Annotated in this window: 14 protein-coding genes; 9 read left to right on the top strand and 5 right to left on the bottom strand. The window is 42.0% G+C overall.

The annotated features are described in order from the left end of the window. Positions 1-17 precede the first annotated feature (17 nt). On the bottom strand, positions 18-2168 hold the full coding sequence (gene rnr, locus O6P32_RS11760; protein WP_178266486.1) for a ribonuclease R: 2151 nt from the start codon (positions 2166-2168) through the stop codon (positions 18-20). A gap of 175 nt (positions 2169-2343) precedes the next feature. Between rnr and O6P32_RS11755 the strand changes: the two genes are divergently transcribed. From O6P32_RS11755 to O6P32_RS11745, 3 genes are all read left to right on the top strand, one after another. After that, positions 2344-3354, top strand: a complete 1011-nt coding sequence (locus O6P32_RS11755) for an NAD-dependent epimerase/dehydratase family protein (protein ID WP_269878690.1) — start codon at positions 2344-2346, stop codon at positions 3352-3354. After that, entirely contained in the window at positions 3345-4325 is a 981-nt protein-coding gene (locus tag O6P32_RS11750; RefSeq protein ID WP_269878689.1) for a phosphatase PAP2 family protein, read from the top strand. Before O6P32_RS11755 ends, O6P32_RS11750 begins: the two co-directional genes overlap by 10 nt. Positions 4326-4424: 99 nt before the next feature. Next, positions 4425-5351: a GIN domain-containing protein gene (locus tag O6P32_RS11745; RefSeq protein ID WP_269878688.1), complete on the top strand. Its 927-nt coding sequence runs from the start codon at positions 4425-4427 to the stop codon at positions 5349-5351. Positions 5352-5428: 77 nt separating this feature from the next. Here the strand turns inward: O6P32_RS11745 and O6P32_RS11740 are convergent, their stop codons facing one another. From O6P32_RS11740 to O6P32_RS11730, 3 genes are read right to left on the bottom strand one after another with little or no spacing between them, the layout of a single operon-like run. Further along, positions 5429-6232 carry a DUF3108 domain-containing protein gene (locus O6P32_RS11740; RefSeq protein ID WP_408636072.1) on the bottom strand — a complete coding sequence of 268 codons (804 nt, stop codon included), beginning with the start codon at positions 6230-6232 and terminating at the stop codon, positions 5429-5431. Further along, positions 6232-8157 carry an Ig-like domain-containing protein gene (locus tag O6P32_RS11735; protein WP_178266481.1) on the bottom strand — a complete coding sequence of 642 codons (1926 nt, stop codon included), beginning with the start codon at positions 8155-8157 and terminating at the stop codon, positions 6232-6234. The genes O6P32_RS11740 and O6P32_RS11735 overlap by 1 nt, the downstream gene beginning before the upstream one ends. Continuing rightward, positions 8154-9659 carry a GH3 auxin-responsive promoter family protein gene (locus tag O6P32_RS11730; RefSeq protein ID WP_269878687.1) on the bottom strand — a complete coding sequence of 502 codons (1506 nt, stop codon included), beginning with the start codon at positions 9657-9659 and terminating at the stop codon, positions 8154-8156. Before O6P32_RS11730 ends, O6P32_RS11735 begins: the two co-directional genes overlap by 4 nt. 138 nt (positions 9660-9797) lie before the next feature. Between O6P32_RS11730 and O6P32_RS11725 the strand changes: the two genes are divergently transcribed. After that, a complete protein-coding gene (locus tag O6P32_RS11725) occupies positions 9798-10808 on the top strand; it encodes an ATP-dependent 6-phosphofructokinase (RefSeq protein WP_269878686.1) in 1011 nt (336 codons plus the stop codon). A 659-nt stretch (positions 10809-11467) separates the two neighbouring features. Here the strand turns inward: O6P32_RS11725 and pdxB are convergent. Next, the gene (pdxB, locus tag O6P32_RS11720; protein ID WP_269878685.1) at positions 11468-12478 is read right to left on the bottom strand and encodes a 4-phosphoerythronate dehydrogenase PdxB; all 1011 of its coding nucleotides are present in this window, start codon (positions 12476-12478) and stop codon (positions 11468-11470) included. Positions 12479-12655: 177 nt separating this feature from the next. Between pdxB and O6P32_RS11715 the strand changes: the two genes are divergently transcribed. The 5 genes from O6P32_RS11715 to O6P32_RS11695 are packed head-to-tail and all read left to right on the top strand — an operon-like array spanning position 12656 to position 17482. Further along, positions 12656-13372, top strand: a complete 717-nt coding sequence (locus tag O6P32_RS11715) for a glycosyltransferase family protein (RefSeq protein WP_269878684.1) — start codon at positions 12656-12658, stop codon at positions 13370-13372. A gap of 12 nt (positions 13373-13384) precedes the next feature. Further along, complete coding sequence (locus tag O6P32_RS11710) at positions 13385-14851, top strand: glycosyltransferase (RefSeq protein WP_269878683.1); 1467 nt, start codon at positions 13385-13387, stop codon at positions 14849-14851. Beyond that, positions 14848-15687 carry an alpha-1,2-fucosyltransferase gene (locus O6P32_RS11705; protein WP_269878682.1) on the top strand — a complete coding sequence of 280 codons (840 nt, stop codon included), beginning with the start codon at positions 14848-14850 and terminating at the stop codon, positions 15685-15687. Before O6P32_RS11710 ends, O6P32_RS11705 begins: the two co-directional genes overlap by 4 nt. A 7-nt stretch (positions 15688-15694) precedes the next feature. Beyond that, positions 15695-16603, top strand: coding sequence for a glycosyltransferase family 2 protein (locus O6P32_RS11700; protein WP_269878680.1), 909 nt, complete (start codon positions 15695-15697; stop codon positions 16601-16603). Between the two features lie 9 nt (positions 16604-16612). After that, the gene (locus O6P32_RS11695) at positions 16613-17482 is read left to right on the top strand and encodes a beta-1,6-N-acetylglucosaminyltransferase (protein ID WP_269878679.1); all 870 of its coding nucleotides are present in this window, start codon (positions 16613-16615) and stop codon (positions 17480-17482) included. Positions 17483-17545 lie beyond the last annotated feature (63 nt).

The raw sequence follows: 17545 nt of genomic DNA, 5'->3' as shown, positions 1-17545 counted from the left end.
AATATATTTAAATCCTATTATTCGTCTGCCAGGATAAAGTCGAGTTGTTTTTTCTCCAGATTGGCACGTGCCACTTTAATTTTGACAGGGTCTCCTAAACTGAATTTACGATGATGACGACGTCCGATGAGGCAATAATTCTTTTCATCAAATTCGTAATAATCGTTGCCTAAGTCGCGCATGGCCACCATACCTTCGCATTTGTTTTCATTGATTTCCACATACAATCCCCATTCGGTTACTCCGGATATTACTCCATCGTACACGTTGCCGATGCGTTCGCTCATGAATTCTACCTGTTTGTACTTGATAGAAGCACGTTCAGCACTTGCTGCTGTTTGCTCCATGGCAGAACTGTGTTCGCACAAATTTTCATACTTATCGGCCTGAGCTGTACGTCCTCCAGCCAGATAGCGGGTCAATAAGCGATGTACCATTAAGTCCGGATAACGGCGGATAGGCGAAGTAAAGTGTGTATAATAATCGAAAGCCAGTCCATAGTGTCCGATGTTGTAAATGGAGTAGCGAGCTTTCTGCATGGCACGGAGTGAAACCGTTTCAATAAGGTTCTGTTCCTTCTTGCCATCAATGTCACTTAGCAATCGGTTAATAGACTTCGATACTTCCACTTTGCTTCCCCCAGTACGTATCTTGTATCCGAAGCGGGCAATAAACTGGCTCAGGTTATCCAGTTTGTCGGGATCCGGCAAATCGTGGATACGATACGGGAATACCTTTGCTTTTTTGTTTTTGGGAACCTTGCCGATATGTTCGGCTACGGTACGGTTGGCCAATAACATAAATTCTTCGATGAGTTTGTTGGCTTCCTTGGAAACTTTGAAATATACGCTGAGCGGTTTCCCGGTTTCGTCTATTTCGAATTTCACCTCACAACGGTCGAAGTTGATGGCTCCGGCCGACAAACGTTTTTCACGCAGTATCTGTGCCAACTTGTTTAGTTGCAGTATTTCTTCTTTATAATCTCCTTCTCCAGTTTCAATAATCTGCTGTGCTTCTTCGTAGGTAAACCGACGGTCCGATTTGATGACGGTGTGCCGTATACGATAATCTTTCACTTCTGCTTTTTCGTTCATTTCGAAGATGACAGAGTAAGCCAGCTTTTCTTCGTTAGGGCGTAATGAACAGATGAAGTTACACAGACGTTCGGGCAGCATCGGAATGGTGCGGTCTACCAGATAGACAGAAGTCGCACGCTTCACTGCTTCCTTATCGATGATGCTTCCTTCTTTTACATAATGTGATACATCGGCAATGTGAACTCCCACTTCCCATAATCCTGGTTTTAACTGACGGATAGACAGAGCATCGTCGAAGTCCTTGGCATCTTTCGGGTCGATGGTAAAGGTCGTTACCTCTCTGAAATCTTCCCGTTCGGCATAGTCTTCCGGTGTAATTTCTGCTGGGATGCGCTCTGCAGCCTCTTCAACTGCTTGCGGATAAGTATAAGGCAATCCGTATTCAGCAAGTATGGCATGCATTTCTGTGGTATTGTCGCCGGCCTTACCCAAAATGTCAATAACCTGTCCGAACGGATTTTTTGCATAATCCGGCCATTCGGTGATTTTTACTACAGCCTTGTCACCATCTTTTCCTCCCTTCAACTTATCTTTAGGGATAAAGATGTCGTTGGCCAGAGTACTGGTTTCTGTCAGTAAGAATGCATAATTCTTGCTGACCTTCAGTGTACCTACGAAAGTGCTGTCGGCATGTTCCAGAATTTCGATAACCTGTCCTTCCAGTTCATGTCGTTTACGCTTGGCGCAAAGAGAAATTTTTACCTTGTCGTTGTTCATGGCATGTGCCGAGTTTCGTTCGGCAATGAAGATGGGTTCTCCTCCATCTTCGGGGATGAAACTGTTCTTGCCGTTGCTTTTTCTTTGGAAAGTACCAATCAGTATTTGTCCCTTATCGTTCAGTTTATAATGTCCTTTTTCTGTTTCTATAAGGAAACTGTCTTCTAACATTTCCTGAACGGTATCAGTACAAAGCATTTTAAGCGGATGGGTTGTTAGGTTTAACCCTGTGAAAAGTTGTTTCAGAGTAAAACTGTCGGTTGGCTTCATGCGGAAATAATTAATCAGAAGCTCTGCCAGTTCTTTCTTCTTCATGCGTTTTCCGCCTTTTTTTTCTTTTTTCTTTTTAGCCATAATGTTGATATTTTGATGTTGTCATGAATTACGCGATCTGCTGTATCAGACAGGCGTAAAAATGAATCGTTATTACAAAGTAAACAAATTTAATGGAATAAAGCACGAATAACTTCCTTTATTTTCAGTGAGAAACCATTATCTTTGTAACTTCTATTACAAACAGGTAACGTGAATGAAAAAGAAAATATTAGTAACCGGAGCTAGTGGATTTATCGGAAGTTTTCTAGTGGAAGGCGGATTGGAACGGGAAATGCAGGTATGGGCTGGAGTACGTAAGAGCAGTAGCCGAAAGTACTTGCAGGATACACGTATTCAGTTTGCTGAACTCGATTTTACAGATTCCGATAAACTGGAAGGCCAATTGGCCAAACATAAAAGAGAACATGGCGGATGGGACTATATCATTCACTGTGCCGGAGTAACGAAATGTCGTAGTAAGGCCGACTTTGAAATAGGTAATTACTGGGCAACCCGTTATTTTATCGAGATATTGAGTAAACTGGATATGTTGCCGGAGCAATTTGTTTACATCAGTTCACTGAGTGTTTTCGGGCCAATCCGTGAGAAAGATTACTCTTCTATACAAGAACAGGATGTGCCGCAGCCTAATACGGCATATGGTCAAAGCAAACTGCATTCGGAAGAATATTTGCATTCGCTGAAAGATTTCCCTTATGTGATATTTCGTCCTACCGGTGTATATGGACCACGTGAGCGAGATTACTTCCTGATGGCGAAATCTATTGCTCAACACATCGACTTTGTAGCAGGATTCAAACGGCAGGATATTACATTTGTGTATGTACAAGACCTTGTAAAGGCTGTGTACCTGGCTATTGAAAAGAAGGTTATCCGACGTGCTTATTTTGTAAGCGACGGACAAGTGTACAGTAGCCGTACTTTTTCCGATTTAATACGGAAAGAAATGGGAAATCCCTTTGTACTACGATTTGTATGTCCATTGTTTTTGTTGAAAGCTTTGTCATTTCTTGCCGACCAGGGAGCCAAACTGTTTGGTAAGGTCAGTACATTAAATCCTGATAAATATAAGATAATGAAGCAACGGAACTGGCGTTGTGACATTACTCCACTGGAAAAAGAGTTAGGATATAAGGCGGAGTATCCGTTGGAGAGAGGCGTAAAGGAAATAATAGCTTGGTATAAAAAAGAAGGATGGCTGTAAAGATAAACTTGTTTGAGCGTGTAGATAGTGGAAAAGGACTGTTTGCTGTAGAGACAATCAGTTTGATTTATAATGCCTTGACCACTATTCTGATATTGATTCTTTATCCCCGTATGGATCATCCGGGGATGATGTTGCTGGAACGTGCAGGCATCGTTGTGTTGACTTTTGTACTAATATTCTTGTATCAGGCAGTTCCGTGCCGTCTGACGGCATTTATACGCATGCTGGTACAAATGTCTTTGCTGGCTTATTGGTATCCCGATACATTCGAGTTCAATCGTTTGTTTCCTAATCTGGATTATTTGTTTGCGCATGCCGAACAGTTCTTGTTCGGTTGTCAGCCGGCAGTAGAGTTTAGTAAGCATTTGCCGTCTATCTGGTTCAGTGAACCATTTAATATGGGATACTTTTTCTATTATCCCATGATGTTTATAGTGGTAGTTTACTATTTTCTGAAACGCTTTGAATGGTTTGAGAAAATCTGCTTTGTGCTGGTTACTTCTTTTTTCATTTATTATCTTATTTATATTCTGCTTCCTGTGGCAGGACCACAATTCTATTTCCCTGCTATCGGTATGGACAAGGTGAATGCTTGTATATTTCCTCCTATCGGTGATTATTTCAATTTAAATGATTATCTGATACCGGGTCCGGGATTCGATCATGGCTTCTTCTTCAATCTGGTTGAGGCTTCTCAGGAAGTCGGTGAACGCCCTACGGCAGCTTTCCCCAGTTCTCATGTCGGAATTTCTACTATTGTGATGATTATGTCCTGGCGTGTAAACCGTAAATTGACTTACCTGTTGACTCCTTTTTATTTGTTGCTGTGTGGAGCTACGGTATACATACAAGCTCATTATCTGATTGATGCAATTGTCGGTTTTATTTCGGCTTTCTTTGTGTATCATTTGGCTACTCTGATGTACAAGCGCTGGTTTATTTCTCCAGTATTCAAATTGATGGGCTGAACAGCTTTTTCTTTCATAAATAAAATTTTTGTATAGAATCTGTTACTTTTAGAGGATTTCTGCGTCTAATGGGTAGTAATACTAAAAAAGATATAGACTATGAAATTGTATGTAACTGTTCTGGCTGCATTGACACCCCTGTTGATGAGCTTTTCCGGATGCTATGCCGGAGGGAAAACTGTAATAAATCCCAGTAAAAATTATGTAACTCAAAAAGTGAATATCGGAGAAGTAGCTGCTATTTCGTCTTCACGTTCGATAGATGTAGTTTATACTCAGTATAAAGGTGAACCTTATGCAGAAATTTATGCACCCGATAACGTAGTAAAGTATGTGAAGGTAGAACAGAATGGGAAAAAACTGAATGTAACTTATGATATTCCTCAGGGGCATTCGTTGAGTTTCAGAGGGAAATGTACTTGCGAAGTAAGAGTATTTGCCCCTGAAGTGACTGGTTTTCATGCTTCTTCCTCATCAGATATCACTTTAGCTAACGGACTGAATACAAGTAAAGATGTAACTTTTGATGTATCAAGCAGTGCGGATATCCATGCAGAGAAAGTGCAGTGTGCCAATCTTACGGCTACAGCAAGCAGCAGTGCCGAACTGGTTCTGAAAAATATATCCTGTCATAAAACTGTGATGAATGTAGAAAGTAGCGCTGATATGGAAATCGTAGGATTACAGTGTAAGGGTGATATGGCAATAGAAACCAGTTCATCGGGCGACTGTGAAATACGAGACATTGTTTGCCAGGGTGATGTAGCAGCATCTTCCAGTTCTGCCAGTGATATTAATCTGTCGGGTGTTTGTCGTAATGCTTCGTATGAAGCTTCTTCTGCCGGTAAAGTATATGCCGAAAAACTGAAAGCAGTTGATGTGAAAGCACAAGCCTCTTCTGCCGGTGATGTACGTTGCTATGTGACAGGTAAGTTGTCTGCCGGTTCTTCCAGTGCAGGTAGTGTAGGCTATACAGGCAACCCTACTTCTATCGAAGGCAAAATAAATGGCGTATCTCGCTTATAATGCAAAGTCTGCAGATAAAAAACAAGAGCCATGTCGCAATTACGCGGCATGGCTCTTGTTCTTTATCATTAATCGGTTTATTTTACAATAGAAGTCAATGGATGTCTGTTTCCTTTGATATCTGTAAGGAATGCTTTTGCTGAGCCAAAATTCAAGTACATATCCAAACGTACAGGAAGATGGTTCAAGTCATCTGTAATGTAGAAAGTAATAACTTCTTTTTCCTTGTTATTTACATATTCTACCAGAGAGAATACCAGACAGCGGTAAGTTACTCCATTTTCTGCCTTATAGTTTTCTTTACCACGATATATAAGCGTCTGTTTTTCTATGTCCTTACCGGTAGCCATAGAAAAACGTATTTTCAAACCAGGCTTGTAGTTAGTCGGATCGTAAGATCGGGCTTGTAGCAAGATGCTTAACATATCGTATACACAAACCGCAGATTCATCGTAGTGCTTTTCCACGTTTCCGTGAAGCATACGCTGTTGGTCTACGATACATTTCCCATTTGCATAGCTGAATTTAACTTCATCCACCGTATATCGTTTTCCTTCTTCTGCTCCTTTACGGAAATAAAGTGGTTCCAACTGCTGACTGGTAATACAAGTCAGGGTATCGCGCATTTTGAAAAAGAAGTCAATTTTCTTGTTGGTGTACGATTGCAAGTCTGTTTTCAGGCACGGACGTCCCATATAAGTCGTGTTGTTTACCGTCATCTTGGCCCATCCGGCATTAATCCAGACAAACTTCCAATTGAACTTCAGTTCATAGCTCAGTGTTTCTCCTGCTTTAATTGCATTATTTTCTGCTCCGCACTGTGCCTGAATTGTTGCTATACCTCCCATCAGGAAGCATAAGCATAAAACTAATTTCTTCATCATACTCTTCCTAAATTTTTGGCACGTTCCTTGTTACGGTCTTTAATTTTTTTAGTTTCGTCGGGTTTTTGTTTCTTTATGTCATCCAACTTCTGTTTGTCCAAAGGAACCGCTTTCAAGTCCCATGTCTCTTCAAACTCAAAGTTGGCCTTCATTTCCCATACTTTAGGGAAGTAGAATACTTCCTCTGCTTGTTTTTTCTCTTCATAATTACCCGTATCCCATTTTCCGTTGTTGTTCTTGTCGTAGAACAAACGGATATAATATTTAGTACCAGGCTGTAAGAAATAGAAATCACAAGTATTCTTGGCGTTTACAGGCTGTTGTCTTACTACTTCATCACTGCTGTTCAGTAATTGTACGATGGCAGGAGCTTCTGCCCCTACAATATTCAGGAACAGCGTTCCATAGTCTTCCAGCGTTTTTACTTTTACCTTATTCTGCACCTTATCTGTATAAAGTCCATATATACCCTTAAAGCACAGCGAGTCGATTGTAAGCTGATATTCCTGTCCGGGTTGCCAGGCTGCCAGAATCTGGTATTGGCGTGGAGCAATAGAGTCTTTCTGTAAAATGAATGGAGTATCCTGCCATACAGAATCCACCATTACAGTCATATGAATGGCATTCGTATCTATACTTTCTACCGGTTCATCGAATTTCAGGATGATGTTTCTGTTCAAGTCAAGTGCTGCAGGTGCATCTACCTGCATCTTCAGAAATTGAGTTTCAACGCTCAGCGTATCTCCTTTTCTCATGCGTCGTTTACGCTCTTTTTCCTTCTTCTTATTTTCTTCTTCTTTCAGAGCCAGACGACGTTCCTTTGGAATCTTGTTCACCATCCGTAACGTATCTGTTTGCGGAACAAGCTGTCCCAGTGTATCTGTAGCCAGATAGTCCAGTTGCATGATGAGTGTATCCTGCTCGCATAGCACTGTATCTTTAATCCAATAAAGAATACTGTCGTTTTTTTGATTAGGCTCTACCAGTAAAGATTTCTCTGCATCAAAGTTCAGTCCTGTCAATGTGGGGAGTGTATCTGCCTTTGCACTGAAGTACAGCATAAACTGATTGGTTTTAGGGCGTTCACTCTTCATCAGGTACTGTAAATTGTTTTCCTCCTTGAAAGCGCGTAACATGATATTATCCGGCAGGAAACGAGTATAGTTGACCTGAATGACCGTATCGATTTTGGTGGTATCTTTCTGATTCCATACGGTATCCTGTCTTACTGCTCCTTCCATAGACGGAACAATAAGAGAATCCATGAAAGCGATAGCTTCTGTTTTTGAGTCGAACAGATAGTTCTGATTACCATCCATTAAGGCATAAATACGGTACGTACCCGGTGCAATGCCACGTATGATAAACTGTCCTCTACTGTCGGTACGTGAAATACGGTCGAAAGGCAGAGTTGTAAATGCGCTGTCGTTCAGGTTTTTGTGCAGCCCAACCTGAATACCTTTAATTGGCTCTAAATCTGCAGAGTTCAGTACAACACCCGATACTTGCATGGTATCGATGGTATCACCGGTAGAGAACGCATACGAGAAGTTTCCCATCGGATTTCCCTCGTTGTTGTCTACAATTGCATCGCCAAAGTCGATAGTATAAGTCGTATTGGGGCGCAATGAGTCGTAGAAATTGACTAATACTCTTTTCCCGCTGGTTTTCACTTCCGGTGCCTCATTTTGAGGAGGAGAGATAATCACTTTTTCGGAAGCCTTTTCCAATTGGATGAATTCGTTAAACTCAATCGCAATTTTCTTACGCGTATTGTTCTTTGTGTTAGGTTCAGGAGTAGCGCGCACAAATTTAGGAGGATCTTCGTCGTAGGGGCCTCCATCGGGCGATCCTGTACTTGCACAGGCATAAAATCCGATGATAACCAATAGGATGGCTATATATTTGGGTATAGGTTTCATTCGTTCAGTTTTAACATTTCTTCTATATGGTCTCTATTGTTGCTCAAGCGAGGAACTTTATGCTGTCCCCCCAGTTTGCCTTTCTGTTTCAGCCAGTCGTGGAACAGATTTGGACGGGCTACGATAAGTTCCAGTTCCTGTAAGGTGATATCCTTATGTCGTTTTGCCTCATAATCGGAGTTTATTTCCTGCAATGCCTGATCCAGTACGTGTCTGAATTTTTCGAGTGAGTCCGGCATCTTGCTGAATTCGATCAGCCATTGATGGCGACATTTGGCATTTGCATCCATGAATACGGGAGCTGCCGAGTACTCCAATACTTGTGCTCCTGTTTCGGCACAGGCACGTGCCAGACCTTTCTCGGCGTTGTCCACCATCAGTTCCTCTCCAAATGCATTGATAAAATGCTTGGTACGTCCGGTAATGATAAATTTGTAAGGATCTTTCTGAGTAAACTTAACGGTATCTCCCAGAATGTATCTCCACAACCCGCAAGAGGTACTGATCACGATGGCGTAGTTCTTTCCAACTTCTACTCCCGTGAGCGGTACAATATGAGGAGCCGGATTATCTATCTCTTCCAATGGGATAAACTCATAGAACACATCATAGTCAATCATCAGCAGCATGGCCGGGTCGGACAAATCGCTTTGCAGTCCGAAAAAGCCTTCGCTGGCATTATACGTTTCCATATAGTGCATCTTGCTGCTTCGGATAAGTTGCTTATACTGTTCGCGGTAAGGTGTAAAGCACACTCCTCCATGGAAGAATACTTCCAGGTTGGGCCATACCTCATCCAATGTATGTGCTCCCGTCTTTTCGAGAATACGTTTAATTACTGCCAGCATCCACGAAGGTACACCAGATAAGTTGGTCACATTTTTGTGAATCGTAGTCTCGGCAATTCGTTCTACCTTTTCTTCAAACTCGCTTAAAAGAGCGATTTCCTTACTTGGTACACGGATAAAGTTGACCAGCGGATTGATATTTTGAATCAAAATGGCCGACAAATCTCCTACCAGGCTGTCTTTTACGTTGTAGTTAGGACTGTGGCTTCCTCCTAAAATCAATCCTTTTCCAGAGAAAAAACGGCTTTGAGGATTTTCTCTCAGATACAGAGCTACGGCATCCTGTCCTCCTTTGTAATGAATATTCTGCAGGCCGTCTTTACTTACCGGAATAAACTTGCTTTTATCGTTGGTGGTACCGGATGATTTTGCATACCATACTACCTTATCTTTCCAAAGTACATTTGCTTCTCCGTGACGCATCCGGTCTACATGCCCTTTTATGTCTTCATAAGTCTGAATAGGTACTTTTTGGAAATCACTGTAAGAGCGTATGGCGTTATATTGATAAGTGGTTCCCCACTCTGTATGAGCTGCATTTTGTATGAGTTTCTGGAATACGCGTTCTTGGATAGCCTCTGCCTGTGTATCGTACAGATCGATGGCTTTCTGTCTGGATGTGAACAGCTTTCCGATTAACTTTGTTGAAACCATTTTTTTACTGTTTTACAAATTCATAATCGCAAAGGTAGGTTATTTCTATTAATTAAAGATGGTGTCATTATTTTTTTTTGAGAATTTACAATTCTATATTTTTTTCTTGTAATTTTACGCTGATAAACATATACGACCATGCGAATAGGTATTTTGACATCTGGAGGCGATTGTCCGGGAATAAATGCGACAATCCGAGGCGTTTGTAAAACGGCAATGAATCATTACGGGATGGAAGTCTTCGGTATCCACAGCGGATTCAGAGGGCTGGTAGACGATGATGTGATTCCTTTGACAGAAGGTTCTTTAACTGGTTTGTTGAATATGGGAGGTACCATTTTAGGAACTTCCCGGGAGAAGCCTTTTAAACGGAAGAACAATACTCTGACAGAAGACAAGCCGGCTATGATGTTGAAAACAATCGAGAAGCACCAGTTGGATTGTATTGTTTGCATTGGAGGAAATGGTACCCAGAAAACTGCTGCAAAGTTGGCGGATACTGGTGTAAATGTGGTATCGATACCCAAGACCATCGACAATGACGTATGGGGAACGGATGTTTCTTTTGGCTTCGATTCTGCTGTATCGATTGCTACCGATGCCATAGACCGTCTGCATTCTACGGCCAGCGCACATCAGCGGGTGATGGTCATTGAAGTGATGGGACATAAAGCAGGATGGATTGCCTTGTATTCCGGTATGGCCGGAGGAGGCGATATTATTTTGTTGCCTGAAATTCCTTTTGATATTCACAATATAGGCGATACGATTATCAATCGTCTGAAAAAAGGAAAGCCATATTCTATTGTTGTAGTGGCGGAAGGAATTCCTACAGTAAATGGGAAAAAAGCGGCCCAGTATATAGCTGAAGAAATAGAATATGAAACTGGTTTTGAAACACGTGAAACCGTTTTGGGATATATACAGCGTGGAGGAAGTCCTACTGCATTCGACCGCAATCTGGCTACCCGGATGGGAGGACACGCCACAGAACTGATAGCCGGTGGGCAGTTCGGACGGATGGTTTCTTTGCATGGCTCGGAGATTACTTCCGTGCCGTTGGGAGAGGTAGCCGGAAAATTGAAGCTGGTTACAGAAGACAATGATTTGGTGGTGCAAGGCCGTCGTATGGGGATTTGTTTCGGATAAAGACAGTCTGCCTTCCGGCTTGTCCTGAAAAATACAATTGATAGGAAAAGCGCATATTTGGTGCCCAAATGTGCGCTTTTCTTCTTTTTTGCTAACTGATACTTTGTGAATTTAGTTCTTTTTAACATGCAAAAAGGGCTAAAAACTCCTCAAAAAAGGCTCAAAACATGCTTTATAGCAGGAAAATAAGGGTTGTGAGACCACGGAAGAAGGTTTGTCTTGAAGCTTTGCGATACAGGTATCGGTGGCTTGTGCGACTTGTAACGGTAGCTTACGTGACTGATAGCGTACGGTGTTGTGACTAATAGTGTGAAAAGATGAAGAAATTTGTGCTTTTTTATCGGTAAACTATCATTTTATTCTGTTAAAAATAAATTGTCTTTCCGATAGAAATTATGCCTTTTATTCAGTCTTATGCGCGTGCTTTCAGTTTGTGTATCTTCTTTTGCTTTTATTTTACAGGAAATGCTGTCTTTGTGATTTGATATACCCTTAAAAAACAGCCTTGAAATCCAATCCTGTTTCCTTCGGCTCTGAAAAGCCCTGTTTTTAAGCTTCGGAAATATCAAAATGACAAAATGATAAATGGAATATCAATGGAAAATCTGATATTTCCGAAGCCGGATAAACCAGACGGAAGAATACTTTTGGAGCAGTCGTTATTCTCTCCGTAAAGGATAGTCACCACGTAGCTGTTCAAACTTCTCCGGATGTGCAAGTAATGTTTCGAAATCGTGTTGCGGATTGTACATCTGCAACTGATGAATGTCTTCATCGGTATCTTGCAGATTATACTCCGGTTGAGGTAAAGAAATACAGAACTCCTTTTGTATACCGAAAAAGCGGCAGAAAGCATCCAGTACCATGCGGGTGGCATTGGCTTTCCCATCGGCAGAATATCCGGCGATATGCGGAGTACCGATAAATACACGGTGCAGCAAGTCTAAACTGATATGGGGTTCATTCTCCCATACATCAATGACAGCTCCGGCAATTTGTTTGCTTTTAAGTGCCTGAAGAATGGAAGTAGTCTCGACCACTTCTCCTCGTGAGGTGTTGATGAGGTAGGGGTGCTTCTGTAAACTTTGGAAAAAGTCATCATCGGCCAGGTGAAAGGTAGGATATTTCCCCTCTCTTATCAGCGGAGTATGCAGGGTGATAATGTCGCATTCTCGGGCTATTGTCTGCAGGTCCACAAAACCTTTTTCTCCCTGTGCTGCACGCGGGGGGTCATTGAGCAATACTCTCATACCCAACCGTTCGGCCAGGTGCTGGATTCTGCTGCCTACATGTCCTACTCCCACAATTCCTATACAAGAGTGTGACAAATTCACATTCCGTTCCTTCTGAAGCAATAGTAACACAGAGTGAATGTACTGTTCTACCGCACCGGCATTGCATCCCGGACAATTGCTCCAGGTAATTCCTGCCTCACGGCAATATTCAGTATCAATGTGGTCGAACCCGATGGTGGCAGTACCGATAAATCGTACCTTACTGCCCTCCAGCAGTTCACGGTTGCAGCGGGTACGGGTGCGTGTAATCAGCGCATCTGCATCTCGTACAATGTCGGGAGTAAATGCTTGTCCCGGCAGGTAAATGACCTCGTCGGCCATCTGTTCAATCACCCCCTTTATGTAAGGGATTTTATTGTCGATGATTACTTTCATGAGTTGTATTTGTTTAGTGTTGCAAAGGTAGCCTTTTTCACATTATAAACGGATAAAATGAAATCTTTCTTCAAATTTGACATTCATTGAATTTTTATTAATTTTGCATAGAATAAGTGCTAAGTTATTGTGTTTAAGTAGCACTTCTTTAACACGTATCTGTTTAATTATTTCGATATGAAATGTCTGCATATTATAACCCCCGTAAAAGATTCGATTGACTTTACGCTCGAAACTATCCGTGCAATTGTCAACTCAGATATCCGAGTGCCTTTCACTTATACAGTGTACAATGATTTCAGTACCGAAGAAAATACCAGACGCCTGGAAGAAGCATCGAAAGAATTGAATTTCCGTCTGGTCAACTTGTCGGATATTACTACACATCCTTCTCCCAATTATTTGTTGGTTTTGCAGCGTTCTCAGCAGGAGGCTATTGCGGCCGATGCCGGATTGCTTATCGTAGAATCGGATGTAGTAGTCAAACCGAATACGCTTCAGGATTTGTACGATGGAGCTGCCGAACGTGAAGGTTGTGCCATTGCAGCTGCTGTTACTGTGGATGAGAATGGGGTCATTAATTATCCTTATCTTCATGCAAAAGGCAATGAAGGAAAGGTATATGCAGAAAAGAAACATTGCAGCTTCTGCTGCTCACTGCTGACTCCGGAGTTTTTGCGTGCTTTCGATTTCCGTCAGCTGGATCCTTCCAAGAACTGGTACGATGTAACCATTTCGCATGAAGCATTGAAACAGGGATTCCGGAATTATTTGTTTACTACTCTTCCCGTATGGCACCGTCCGCATGGAAGCCGTCCGTGGAAGCAGTTGAAATATAAGAATCCGCTGAAATATTATTGGCTGAAATACACAAAAGGATTGGATAAAATTTAATTAGACGGGCGTATGGATAAAACCCCTTTGGTATCTGTTGTGGTACCTGTGTACAACATGGAGCTTTTTCTTCCTGAAACACTCGACTCCATATTGGCTTCCGATTATCCCAATTTTGAGGTGGTGGTAGTAGACGACGGGTCGAAAGATGCATCCTATCGGGTGGCTTGTGAATATGCTGCCAAAGATGCACGTGTGAAGGCTTATACCCAGCCCAATGGAGGCGCCTGTGCAGCCCGTAATCATGCTGTTCGTCTGTCACACGGAGAATTTATTCTTCCGGTCGATGCTGATAATCTGATTGAACCGAATCTGATATCGGAAGCGGTAGCTGCTATTCTGGCCGACTCTTCGGTAAAGGTGGTCGCTCCTCGTGCTGATTTTTTTGGAGAACGTACCGGAGAATGGAAACTGCCTTGTTTTTCCCTGCATTTGCTGGCCCGGAAAAATATCATGGATACTTGTGCATTGTATCGCAGGACGGACTGGGAACGTACGGGAGGATATTGTGAAGACATTATAGCTCGTGAAGACTGGGAGTTTTGGATTGGCGTCTTGAAAAACGGCGGTAAAGTGGTAAAACTTCCTGATATAGGTCTGCATTATCGTATACGGAATGTGTCGAAACGGGTCACAGATCGTAAGTTGAAGCGCCATGTAATAGCTACGCTCAACCGGCGTCATCCGGAGTTCTTCGAGCGCGAACTGGGAGGTCCGTTGCGGTATTACCGTTCGTGGTCGGTATTGCTTAATCGCATCTATCGTCTGTTTCATCCCCGTAAAGTGGTGGTGAGCAAGGAATATTCCGGACTGACAGATTATGTAAAGGCTTTGCCGGTATTGTTCCGTCAGGATATAGGGACTGTGATTTATAAGGGAAGAAATGAACTGCGCGAAATGAACTGGGACGGTACATCGGTAGTTATTAAATCATTTCGTGTGCCCAATCTGATTAACCGGATTGCATACGGACTATTCCGGTCTTCCAAAGCTCAGCGTTCGTTCGAGTATGCCGATATGCTGCGGAAAGAAGGTATTGGAAGTCCGGCTCCTGTAGCCTATTATACAGAGCGGAATGGTTTGCTGTTTACACGAAGCTATTACGTTAGCCTGAAGTCTGAATGTCCGTACTCGTATGTGCATCTGATGCGTGGTGACTATCCGGGACAAGAAGAAATTCTGCGTGCCATTGCCCGTACTACAGCAGCTTTGCACGAAAGAGGATATCTGCATAAAGACTATTCACGTGGGAATATTCTGTTCCGTAAAACGGCGAAGGGAGTAGAGGTGGAAATTATCGATTTGAACCGAATCCGTTTCCGTGAGGTGGGAATGGAGGAAGGTTGTCGTAACTTCGAACGATTGCCCGGTACTCCCGAAATGTTTGAAATTCTTGCCGACGAATATGCCAAAGCAAGGGGATTTGATGCCCAAGAGTGTTTGAAACTGATTTTGAAGTATAATAATGCCCAGATATGAGACTGATAAAGATGACAGGTGGCTTAGGCAACCAGATGTTTATATATGCTTTTTATTTGAAAATGAAGCAGCGCTTTGCCAATACACGGATTGACTTGTCGGATATGATGCACTATCACGTGCATCATGGATACGAGATGAACCGGGTGTTTGCTTTGCCTCAGGTAGAGTTTTGTATGAACCGTACTTGGAAAAAAGTACTGGAATTTCTGTTTTTCAAGACGATATTGGAACGGAAGCAAAAAAGTCTGGATGCATTTTGGAAGCCTTATGCCTGGCCGTTTATCTATTTTAAAGGATTCTATCAGTCCGAACGATTTTTCTCTGATATAGAGCAAGAGGTACGTAAGGCTTTTGCATTCGATATGTCGAAAGCGAGCGACCGTTCTGTACAGATGGCTGCACGTATGGATAATGATGTAAATTCTGTATCGCTTCATGTGCGCCGTGGAGATTATCTGGAGCCGAAGCACTGGGAGAATACGGGGAGTGTTTGCCAGCTTCCGTATTACCGGAATGCAATTGCCGAAATAAAGAGCCGGTTGAAGAGTCCGGTGTTTTATGTGTTTTCCGATGATTTGGAATGGGTAAAGGAAAACCTTCCTTTGGATAATGCTGTGTATATTGACTGGAATAAGGGAAACGACAGCTGGCAGGATATGATGCTTATGAGCCATTGCCGTCATCATATCATCTGTAACAGTACATTCAGCTGGTGGGGAGCATGGCTCGATGCTCATAAAGACAAAACGGTCATTGTGCCCGAACGCTGGTTCCGTTATGTAGAGACTCCTTATATTTATCCCGAAGGATGGATTAAAGTATCAATTAACTGATAAGCTTATGGACGTGTTGTTGCTTTTGAAGAAGATTGTCTATGCGATAGTAGAGTTGCCTTTCTTTTTGGGAAAGGTGAGTCGCCCGCTGGTCTGCATGACTTTGCTGGTAAAGAACGAAGAGGATATACTGGAACAGAACCTTATCTTCCATAAAGAGAAGGGAGTGGATTTCTTTATTGTGACTGACAATAACTCTACAGACCGTACTCCGGAAATCTTGCGTAAGTATAAAGAGAAAGGCTGGATAAAGGAGATTATCGAAGAAAAAGCTACCGATTACCGTCAGAAAATATGGGTAGACCGGATGGTGTGGCGTGCCAAGACCGTTTATAAAGCCAACTGGGTGATTAATGCCGACGCAGATGAATTCTGGTATCCGGCTTCCGGTTCGCTGAAAGAGGCGCTACAGAAAACATCGGCCAATGTGATAAAATGCAGTATGAAGTGTGTCTATCCGGAAGAAAATAAAAGGTTGGAAGAGTGGAAATATACCGTAGATCCCGTAGAAGATATTGCTGCCTACGATTTGTCTCGCTATTCTCTGTTTGCCCGTCAGATTCCGAAAGTGATGCATCGTACAAAAGGGTATATCCAGATTTCAATGGGTAACCATAAAGTGGCGATGTTTCCTAAGCGTACAGGAACAAGTGATGTACATATTTACCATTATAATATTCGTGGACGCAGCCAATTCCTTGAAAAGATGATTAATGGGGGAAAACAGTTGGAACAGAACCCTAGTAAGCACGGTGGACGACACTGGCGTTACTTTTATGCTCTGTATAAGGAAGGCAAGCTGAATGAAGAGTATGACAGAGTGATAGGTACAAATGTGTTCGACCGGCTGCAGGCAGACGGCTATATACATGAAGACTCTACAATGGCAGATTATTTCAAGAACCTGAACAAATAGTTGGAAGATATGAAACATGCATACCTGATAATCGCTCATAATGAGCCTGACGTTTTAAAAACATTATTGCTCATGCTTGATGATGAGCGTAATGATATTTATTTGCATGTGGATGTCCGTGCCGTTGAATTATTCAATCAGTTCAAGGATTTTCAGTTAAAGAAAGGCAAATTGGTAATTCTGCAAAATCGTATAGCGGTACATTGGGGTGATCTTTCTCAGGTTGAAGTAGAATATCTGCTGTTTGAAACTGCGTTGCAAAATGGACCGTATGCTTATTATCACTTGTTGTCGGGAGTTGATTTACCGATTAAGACACAAGATTATATCCATGAATTTTTTCAGAAACATGCGGGAAAAGAATTTATTGGATTCTGGAATGAGCCAAGCCATCGTAAAGATGTATACCGTAAAGTATATAGATATTATTTGTTTACTCGCTATTTTAAAGAGGGCTCTGTGGTAATACATGGCTTTACTGCTTTTGTGAGAAATGTATTTTTGGCTCTGCAAAAAGTTACCCGATTTAAGAGAAAACATGACTATGAGTTCTGTAAAGGGTTTAACTGGGTGAGTATTACTAATGACTTTTGCCGTTATTTGATTGAAAATAAAGATAATGTGATGCATACTTTCAAATATACACTGTGTCCCGATGAAATATTTATTCAGACGCTTATCTGGAATTCTCCATTTAGGGCGAATATTTATGATTCATCTGATGTGTTGAATGGGAGTATGAGGGCTATTGATTGGCAACGTGGTTCCCCTTATGTATGGAAAGAAAGTGATATGGAGGAATTGAGAACCTCTCCTTATCTGTTTGCCCGAAAATTTTCTTCTGCTTATCCGGTGGATATAGAAAAATTAGTTGATTAGAAAGACTGTATTTTCATGCTGTTTTTATAGTATGATGGCAATGAATAATTTATGTAACTTTGC

Origin of the sequence: Phocaeicola acetigenes (assembly GCF_027529745.1) — a bacterium.
GTDB classification, from domain to species: Bacteria; Bacteroidota; Bacteroidia; order Bacteroidales; family Bacteroidaceae; genus Phocaeicola; species Phocaeicola acetigenes.
Note: the sequence above shows the minus strand (reverse complement) of the source record. Positions and strands in the feature narration are given on the sequence as shown.

Excerpts from the sequence above, each read along its gene's own strand:
- rnr (WP_178266486.1), bottom strand. The coding sequence starts at position 2,168 with ATGGCTAAAAAGAAAAAAGAAAAAAAAGGCGGAAAACGCATGAAGAAG.
- O6P32_RS11755 (WP_269878690.1), top strand. The coding sequence starts at position 2,344 with ATGAAAAAGAAAATATTAGTAACCGGAGCTAGTGGATTTATCGGAAGT.
- O6P32_RS11750 (WP_269878689.1), top strand. The coding sequence starts at position 3,345 with ATGGCTGTAAAGATAAACTTGTTTGAGCGTGTAGATAGTGGAAAAGGA.
- O6P32_RS11745 (WP_269878688.1), top strand. The coding sequence starts at position 4,425 with ATGAAATTGTATGTAACTGTTCTGGCTGCATTGACACCCCTGTTGATG.
- O6P32_RS11740 (WP_408636072.1), bottom strand. The coding sequence starts at position 6,232 with ATGAAGAAATTAGTTTTATGCTTATGCTTCCTGATGGGAGGTATAGCA.
- O6P32_RS11735 (WP_178266481.1), bottom strand. The coding sequence starts at position 8,157 with ATGAAACCTATACCCAAATATATAGCCATCCTATTGGTTATCATCGGA.
- O6P32_RS11730 (WP_269878687.1), bottom strand. The coding sequence starts at position 9,659 with ATGGTTTCAACAAAGTTAATCGGAAAGCTGTTCACATCCAGACAGAAA.
- O6P32_RS11725 (WP_269878686.1), top strand. The coding sequence starts at position 9,798 with ATGCGAATAGGTATTTTGACATCTGGAGGCGATTGTCCGGGAATAAAT.
- pdxB (WP_269878685.1), bottom strand. The coding sequence starts at position 12,478 with ATGAAAGTAATCATCGACAATAAAATCCCTTACATAAAGGGGGTGATT.
- O6P32_RS11715 (WP_269878684.1), top strand. The coding sequence starts at position 12,656 with ATGAAATGTCTGCATATTATAACCCCCGTAAAAGATTCGATTGACTTT.
- O6P32_RS11710 (WP_269878683.1), top strand. The coding sequence starts at position 13,385 with ATGGATAAAACCCCTTTGGTATCTGTTGTGGTACCTGTGTACAACATG.
- O6P32_RS11705 (WP_269878682.1), top strand. The coding sequence starts at position 14,848 with ATGAGACTGATAAAGATGACAGGTGGCTTAGGCAACCAGATGTTTATA.
- O6P32_RS11700 (WP_269878680.1), top strand. The coding sequence starts at position 15,695 with ATGGACGTGTTGTTGCTTTTGAAGAAGATTGTCTATGCGATAGTAGAG.
- O6P32_RS11695 (WP_269878679.1), top strand. The coding sequence starts at position 16,613 with ATGAAACATGCATACCTGATAATCGCTCATAATGAGCCTGACGTTTTA.